The sequence below is a fragment of the Nocardioides sp. genome (genome assembly GCF_031397825.1).
Taxonomy (GTDB): Bacteria; Actinomycetota; Actinomycetes; order Propionibacteriales; family Nocardioidaceae; genus Nocardioides.
In genome coordinates, this window is sequence record NZ_JANNML010000072.1 from 1 (window position 1) to 5,930 (window position 5,930).

Annotated in this window: 7 protein-coding genes and 1 pseudogene; 2 read left to right on the plus strand and 6 right to left on the minus strand. The window is 72.7% G+C overall.

Going from position 1 to position 5,930, the window contains the following annotated elements; all coding sequences use genetic code 11:
* The first annotated feature begins 140 nt into the window (after positions 1 to 140).
* The gene (locus RMN98_RS06170) at positions 141 to 1,478 is read left to right on the plus strand and encodes an AarF/ABC1/UbiB kinase family protein (RefSeq protein ID WP_309647927.1); all 1,338 of its coding nucleotides are present in this window, start codon (positions 141 to 143) and stop codon (positions 1,476 to 1,478) included.
* A gap of 12 nt (positions 1,479 to 1,490) precedes the next feature.
* Here the strand turns inward: RMN98_RS06170 and RMN98_RS06175 are convergent, their stop codons facing one another.
* Genes RMN98_RS06175 through RMN98_RS06195 form a run of 5 tightly spaced genes read right to left on the minus strand, consistent with a single transcriptional unit; the run spans position 1,491 to position 4,606 of the window.
* Entirely contained in the window at positions 1,491 to 2,012 is a 522-nt protein-coding gene (locus tag RMN98_RS06175) for a DinB family protein (protein WP_309647928.1), read from the minus strand.
* 35 nt (positions 2,013 to 2,047) lie between these two features.
* A complete protein-coding gene (locus tag RMN98_RS06180) occupies positions 2,048 to 2,797 on the minus strand; it encodes a VOC family protein (protein WP_309647929.1) in 750 nt (249 codons plus the stop codon).
* Positions 2,794 to 3,180: a pyridoxamine 5'-phosphate oxidase gene (locus RMN98_RS06185; protein ID WP_309647930.1), complete on the minus strand. Its 387-nt coding sequence runs from the start codon at positions 3,178 to 3,180 to the stop codon at positions 2,794 to 2,796. The genes RMN98_RS06180 and RMN98_RS06185 overlap by 4 nt, the downstream gene beginning before the upstream one ends.
* A complete protein-coding gene (locus RMN98_RS06190; protein ID WP_309647931.1) occupies positions 3,177 to 3,830 on the minus strand; it encodes a YigZ family protein in 654 nt (217 codons plus the stop codon). Before RMN98_RS06190 ends, RMN98_RS06185 begins: the two co-directional genes overlap by 4 nt.
* On the minus strand, positions 3,827 to 4,606 hold the full coding sequence (locus RMN98_RS06195) for a TSUP family transporter (RefSeq protein WP_309647932.1): 780 nt from the start codon (positions 4,604 to 4,606) through the stop codon (positions 3,827 to 3,829). Before RMN98_RS06195 ends, RMN98_RS06190 begins: the two co-directional genes overlap by 4 nt.
* Positions 4,607 to 4,629: 23 nt before the next feature.
* Between RMN98_RS06195 and RMN98_RS06200 the strand changes: the two genes are divergently transcribed.
* Complete coding sequence (locus RMN98_RS06200; protein ID WP_309647933.1) at positions 4,630 to 5,523, plus strand: ABC transporter substrate-binding protein; 894 nt, start codon at positions 4,630 to 4,632, stop codon at positions 5,521 to 5,523.
* Here RMN98_RS06200 and RMN98_RS06205 read toward each other — a convergent pair.
* Positions 5,478 to 5,930 (minus strand): annotated as a pseudogene (locus RMN98_RS06205) (hypothetical protein); the annotation flags it as partial. The gene RMN98_RS06200 and the pseudogene RMN98_RS06205 sit on opposite strands and share 46 nt — an antisense overlap.

Here is a 5,930-nt window from a genome sequence, read left to right on the forward strand (position 1 = left end):
GACGGGCTGCCCGTGCCGCTCCGGGGAGCTGCGGAGCAGGACGCCCGGGACGAGATCGCCTCGCTGCGGGGCTGCGCGGGCTTCGACGGCTGAGCGGCAGCCGCCAGCCCGATGCGGCACCCCCTGGAACAATGGGCCCCATGGTCGACCTCCCCCGCAAGGCAGCAGCGCGCACAGCCCGACTGGCGGCGCTCCCGCTGGGCTACGCCGGGCGCAGCGCCGTCGGGCTCGGGCGCCGACTGGGTGGCGCACCGGCCGAGGCCGTGATGAGCGACATCCAGGCCCGCACGGCCGAGCAGCTCTTCCGCACGCTCGGTGAGCTCAAGGGCGGGGCGATGAAGTTCGGTCAGGCACTGTCGGTCTTCGAGGCGGCGTTGCCCGAGGAGATGGCGGGCCCCTACCGCGAGCAGCTGACCAAGCTCCAGGACTCGGCGCCGCCGATGCCGACCCAGACCGTGCGCGACACCCTGGCCCGCGATCTCGGTCCCGACTGGCCCAAGCAGCTCGTGTGGCTCGACGGTGGACCCACCGCGGCGGCCTCGATCGGGCAGGTCCACAAGGGACGTTGGCACGACGGGCGCGAGGTGGCCGTCAAGGTGCAGTACCCCGGCGCCGGGGACGCCCTGCGCGCTGACCTGCGCCAGCTGGCGCGGCTCGCCAAGACCATCGGCCCCCTCTTCCCCGGCATCGACATCAAGCCGCTGGTCGAGGAGGTCCAGGCGCGCGCCGAGGACGAGCTCGACTACCGCCTCGAGGCAGAGGCGCAGCGACGCTTCGCAGAGGTCTTCCGCGACGACCCCGACATCGTGATCCCCGACGTCGTCGCCCAGGGCGAGGCCGTCCTGATCACCGAGTGGCTCGACTCGGACTCCTCGCTGGCCCGGATCATCAAGGAGGGCACGACCGAGGAGCGCGACCACTACGGCGACCTGCTGGTGCGCTTCCTCTTCGAGGGCCCGAGCCGCACCGGGATGCTCCACGCAGACCCGCACCCCGGCAACTTCCGGATCATCCCCGCCGAGGACGGCTCCCCGGGTCGCATGGGCGTGCTCGACTTCGGGGCCGTCGCGCGTCTGCCCGGCGGCACGTTCCCCGACGAGATGGGCACGCTGATTCGGCTCACGGCGCTGGAGGACAAGGAGCAGCTCATCGCCGAGCTGCGCCGGGGAGGCTTCATCAAGGACAAGATCAAGGTGGACGCCGACCTGCTGGTCGACTACCTCGCACCGCTCGTCGAGCCGACGATGGTCGAGCGGTTCCGCTTCACGCGGGAGTGGATGCGTGCGCAGTTCCAGCGCATCAACGACCCCCGCGAGCCGAGCTACACGATCGCGATCAAGCTCAACCTGCCGCCGTCGTACATGCTCATCCACCGCACCTGGATGGGTGGCATCGGTGTGCTCAGCCAGCTCGAGGCCGAGGTGGCGTTCAACGAGATCCTCACCGAGCACCTGCCGGGCTTCGCCGATCCCACCTGATCCCCGTGGGGCCTACTGCCCCACCGCACCGTCGATCGACTCGCGGATCAGGTCGGCGTGGCCGTTGTGCCGCGCGTACTCCTCGACCAGGTGCACCAGCACCCAGCGCAGGTTGAAGTGGCCCCCGGTGCGGCCGCTGGTGTGCTTCGACTCCGTGTCCAGGCTGGCGATCGAGGCGATCACCGCATCGGCCTTGTCGACCTCGGCGTCGAAGAGGTCGCGCAGCTGGGCGGGAGTGTCGTGGACGGCGCTGTGCCAGTCCCAGTCGGCGTCGGCCTCCCAGTCGATCGAGGCCCACGGCTCGTCGTCGTGGCCGCCCATGATGCGGCGCACCCACCAGTTCTCGACGTAGGCCAGGTGCTTGGTCATGCCTCCGAGGGTCATGTCGCTCGGCGGGTGCGGGGTGTCGAGCTGCTGGGCGTCGAGCCCGGCGATCTTGATCCGGAAGGTGTTGCGGTGCCAGTCGAGGAAGGCCAGCAACGTCGTGCGCTCGTCGGCGTTGTTGGGCGGGTAGCCGCGCTGCTCGATGTCCATGCCGCCTGACGCTATGCCATGTCAGTCAGGGTCGGTCAGGGCAGCAGCCCGGTTGCGGGGTCGCGGTCCGTGAGGCAGTACGACGACCCGCCGGGGTCGGCGAGCACCGTCCAGAGGTCGTGGGTCGACAGGACCCGGGCCCCGAGCCCCACGTGACGCCTCGTCTCGGCGGCCCGGTCCGAGGTCGCGAGGTCGAGGTGGATGCGGGGCGGGGTGCCCGGTGCGTCGTCGGTGCGCTGGAGCAGGAACCGCAGCGGCTGCCCCGTCGGGCGGAGCAGGGAGTGCAGCTCCTCGAACGCCGAGTCGACCAGCTCCCAGCCGGTCACGTCGCGCCAGAACGCCCACTCGCGCTGGTGCTCGGGCGCAGCGACATCGAGGCACACCTGGTCGACGAGGCTGCTGCCGCCGCCGGGCCAGGCGGCCGGCCGCGCGCGCGTGCGGCACACGTGGCGCACGAAGCAGAACGTCAGCCCGGCCGGCGAGGCCAGCACGACGTAGCCCTGCTCCGGACGCGCCAGGACCGTCGCGCCCAGCGCCACCGCGTGCTCGGTCAACGCGCCCGGGTCACTCACGTGCAGGTCGAGGTGGATCCGGCTGGGCCCCTCGTCGCGGCGTTGCACCCGCAGGAAGTCGTCGCCGTCGGGCGGCACCAGCGTCGCGAACTCGTCGGTGGCACCACGGCGGGGCGACACGTCGTACCCCGTCACGGCGGACCAGAACGCGAGGCCGCGCTCGAGGTCGGGAGCCGCGAGGTCGAGGAACGCCGAGACCCAGAAGGGGCTCACGTCACCGGCGCGCAGTCGTGGCCGCATCCGTCCCCGCCGGCTCCGGGCGCCGCCGGCCCGTCGGCGTGCGAGGCCGGGCGGTGCAGGACGGCCGAGGTCGGCGTGAGGCGCACGTCCTCGCCGACGACCACGGCGGTGCCGTCGACGAGCAGGGTGTAGCCGCGCGCCTGCAGCGGCGGGAAGAGCGCGGTGACCGACGGCTGCGCGGCCACGTTGGTGCACGAGCCGCGGCCGGGGCCGATGACGAGGAGGGCGCCGTCGACCACCTCGGGCTCGATCGTCACGGCCTTGACGCGTCCGTCTGCCGACGTGCTCAGCAGGTAGCCGGCACCGAAGTCGCCGAGGGCTCGGACCAGGTCTGCGACGTCCACGGGGATGCTCATGCCCCGAGGCTATCCACCCGGCCGTCCACCCACCGCTCACCGGCGACGGTGGCGGCCGCCGCGCCGGAGGTCAGCTCGGCGACGAGGGCGTGCAGCCGGCGTACGTCGGCAGGGGCGACGCCGAGGCGCAGCGTGACCGCCCCTGCGTAGTCGCTGTCGAGGACGGCCACCCCGCGGGTGCGCAGCTCGCTCTCGACGCGGCCCGCCACGGCGTGGTCGACCTCGAGCAGCAGCTCCTGCACGAGCGAGCGGCGCTGGGTGCCCGCCGCGTCGAGGCCGGCCCGCACGGCATCGCCGTAGGCCCGGACCAGTCCCCCGGCGCCGAGCAGCGTCCCACCGAACCAGCGGGTCACCACCGCCACCACGTCGGAGACGCCCGCACCCCGGACCACCTCCAGCATCGGCGCACCGGCGGTGCCGGACGGCTCGCCGTCGTCACTGGACCGCTCGACGGCGCCATCGGGGCCGAGCACGAAGGCCGAGCAGTGGTGGCGGGCGTCGTGGTGCTGCTTGCGGAGCCCGTCGACGACGGCCCGTGCGGCGGCCTCGTCCTCGACCCGGGCGATGGTGCACAGGAAACGCGAGCGCTTGACTTCGATCTCGGCCTCCGTGTCGCGGCCCGGCGTGAGGTACGAGGTCGGCCCGGTCACCACACGCCCAGCACCCCGCCGCCGATCCGGATGATGAAGGCGGAGACGACGACGATGAAGAACACCCGCACGAAGCCGGCACCGCGGGCTACGGCGACGCGCGCCCCGAGGTAGCCACCGACCAGGTTGGCGAGCCCCATCAGCAGGGCGACCTTCCACAGGATCACGCCCAGCGGGACGAAGACGACGAGCGCACCCAGGTTGGTCGCCCAGTTGGCCAGCCGGGCCTTGGCCGAGCCCTCCAGGAAGTTGTAGCCGAGCAGCCCGACCAGGAGGAACACGAAGAAGCTCCCGGTGCCGGGCCCGAGCGCGCCGTCGTAGAAGCCGACCGCCAGGCCGGTGCCCATCGCGGCGGCCGTGTGGCGGCGGCCGGTGAAGCGCAGCGCCGTCGTCGCGCCGATCTCGGGCTTGAGGAGGACGTAGGCGCCCACGGCCACGAGCACGACCAGCACGATCGGGTCGAACGCCGAGCGCGGGATGAAGAAGGCGACCACCGCGCCAAGCGCGGAGCCGATGAACGCCAGCGCCATCAGCGGCAGGAAGGTGCGGGGATCGGGCCTGACGCGGCGGTAGTAGGTCGCGGAGCTGACGGTGGTGCCGCAGAAGGATGCGAGCTTGTTGGTCGCGAGGATCTGCACCGGGCTGGCGCTGGGGAGGCCGAGCAGCAGCGCCGGCAGCTGGACGAGCCCGCCGCCGCCGACCACGGCGTCGACGAAGCCGGCCGCCAGCGCGGCCAGCCCGAGCAGCAGGAGCACGCTCAGGGTCGGGTCCTCCACCTGCTCAACCCTAGGCTGGTGCGATGCGCATCGTGTCACTGCTCCCGTCCACGACCGAGATCCTCTTCGCGCTGGGCGCCGGTCCCGAGGTGGTCGGCGTGACCTTCGAGTGCGACACCCCGGCCGAGGCCCGCACCCGCACGATCGTGTCGACCACGACGATGCCCGAGGGCCTGACCCCGGCCGAGATCGATGCCTTCGTGGTGGCGGCGGTCGCCAGCGGAGAAGACCTCTACCGGCTCGATGCCGGAGCGCTGGCCGGTCTCGACGCCGACCTCGTCGTCACCCAGGACCTGTGCGCGGTGTGCGCGGTCGACGTGAGCGTCGTCGACGACGCGCTGCGTCACCTCGGCTGCACGGCCGAGGTCCTGACCTTCGACCCGCACACGCTCGAGGAGGTGCTCGCGTCGGTCGAGGCACTCGGCGTCGCCACCCGTCGTACGACGCAGGCCGAGGCGTTGGTCGCCTCGCTGCGGGCGCGCCTCGAGGTGGTGGCCGCGTCGGTCGCCGGCCGGGGGTCCGACCGCCCGAGGGTGGTGGTGCTGGAGTGGACCGACCCGCCCTACGCGCCGGGGCACTGGATCCCGGAGATGGTCGAGCTCGCGGGCGGCGAGTGCGTGCTCGGCACGGCCGGTGCGAAGTCCGAGCGGGTCCTGTGGGAGACCGTGCACGCGGCCCGGCCCGACGTTGTCGTCGTGGCACCCTGCGGCTTCGACCGCCCCGCGTCCCAGCGCATCGCCGACGAGCTGATTGCCTCCGGCGTGCTGCCGCCCGGGGTGATCGTCCACGCGGTCGACGCCAACGCCCACTGGGCCCGCCCCGGGCCCCGGCTGGTCGACGGGGTGGAGGAGCTGGCGGCTGTGCTCGCGTCTCAGTCGCCGACCCAGAACCCACGTCCGCCGAACCAGTCGCCGTAGGCGTTGCGCAGGTCGCCCATCGGGCTCTGACCACCGCGGGAGCCGAGGTAGGAGCCGACGACGGCCGCGCCGAGGTCGTCGAGCTCGGGCGCCACGACGTTGCCGTCGACCCGCTTGGCCATCGACTCGATGAAGCGGGCCAGGCCGGGGTCCTCACCGAGACGGAAGAAGGTCGTGTGGGCGCCGAGACGCATCGAGGCGTCGAGCTCGCGCACGGCGTAGGCGACGGTGAGCGGGTGCGGCGGGTAGGAGAAGTAGACCTGGCCGTCCGGCTCGAGGTGGGAGGTCGGCTCGCCGTCGGTGACGATCAGGAGCACCGGCTGGGCGTTGGGGTGCTTGCGGAAGTGGCGGTTGGCCAGCAGCAGGGCGTGGTGGAGGTTGGTGCCCTTGTCCCACTGGGCGTCGAG

Coding starts and splice junctions, on each gene's coding strand:
- RMN98_RS06170 (WP_309647927.1), top strand. CDS start 141: ATGGTCGACCTCCCCCGCAAGGCAGCAGCGCGCACAGCCCGACTGGCG.
- RMN98_RS06175 (WP_309647928.1), bottom strand. CDS start 2,012: ATGGACATCGAGCAGCGCGGCTACCCGCCCAACAACGCCGACGAGCGC.
- RMN98_RS06185 (WP_309647930.1), bottom strand. CDS start 3,180: ATGAGCATCCCCGTGGACGTCGCAGACCTGGTCCGAGCCCTCGGCGAC.
- RMN98_RS06200 (WP_309647933.1), top strand. CDS start 4,630: ATGCGCATCGTGTCACTGCTCCCGTCCACGACCGAGATCCTCTTCGCG.